Source organism: Embleya sp. NPDC059213, assembly GCF_042754445.1.
Taxonomy (GTDB): Bacteria; Actinomycetota; Actinomycetes; order Streptomycetales; family Streptomycetaceae; genus Embleya.
This window is the reverse complement of the sequence record NZ_JBHZAV010000428.1, coordinates 1-1048: the sequence shown is the minus strand read 5'-3', so window position 1 is coordinate 1048 and position 1048 is coordinate 1. Positions and strand designations below refer to the sequence as shown.

The 1048-nt window shown below is 74.9% G+C and carries 1 protein-coding gene; it reads right to left on the bottom strand.

What is annotated here, in order from left to right; all coding sequences use genetic code 11:
- The coding region (locus ACFXMF_RS47790; protein WP_380021359.1) for an ROK family protein at positions 1-1022 on the bottom strand (1022 nt) is incomplete at its 3' end.
- Positions 1023-1048: the final 26 nt, after the last annotated feature.

Genomic DNA, 1048 nt, shown 5'->3' with positions numbered 1-1048 from the left:
TGGCGCCCGCCCCCCCCCCCCGGGCGGGTTTTCGCCCCAACTTTACAAGCCCGGCCGGCTTTTGAGGCCAAGTCGGCGGATCCCGGAGACCGCAGCAACACCTCCGCGGCCAGCGAGACCGCCCCACGAAGCGCCGCATCCTGCAGGAACCGCGCCCGCACGACCACCGGCGGAAACGGCACAGCCACCCGCGCCCGCGCCCGAATCGCCCCCAGCACACGCGAAGCGGAGCGCATCAGCCCACCCGTCACCGCGATCCGCTGCACGTCGAGCGTGAGCGCCAAGTTGGCTACGTGTACCGCCAGTTCGTCCAACGCCTCGTCGACCAGCGTGCGCACCTGCGGATCCGGATCGGTGAACAGCGCGGCGGCGTCCACCTCGCGGCCGAGCAGTTCGCTGCCCCGCGCACCCAGCCCGATGCCCGAGACGTACTCCTCCAACGGCGCGTGCCCGGCCCCGAATCCGGTGTCGCCCCGCCCCCGCAGCAGGTAGCCGATCTCGCCGGCCGCGCCGTTCGCGCCGCCGAGCACCCGCCCGCCCAGCACGATCGCGGCGGCGATCCCGGTGCCGACGGTGAGCAGGATCGCCGGGTCCGCGCCGCGCAACGCGCCCCAGCGGTATTCGGCCAGCGCGGCGGCCTTGGCGTCGTTGCCGACGGCGACCCGTTCCGGCTCCAGGCCCAGCCCCTCGCACAGCGTCGTGGCCAGTGCCAGGTCCTGCCAGCCCGGCACGTTGGGCGCGAGCAGGATCCGGTCGGGCAGCACGATGCCGGGACTGACCGCGCCGACCGCCACGCACCGTCCGCCGGTGGTCGCGGCGGTGTGCGCGACCAGTTCGCGGGCGGCCGCCATCGCACGCCGAACCGCCTGGACCGCGCCCTCGCGGGCCTCGGTGATCAGCCGCTCGCTCGCCAGTATCGTGCCGTCCGGCCGCGCGGTGGCCAGCGCGATCTTGGTGCCGCCGAAGTCGATGCCGCAGACGAAGTCCTTGCCCGCGCCCGCGCCGGTGCAGACGGATGCCATCTCCGGCGCGGGCGCGGAGTCCGGGG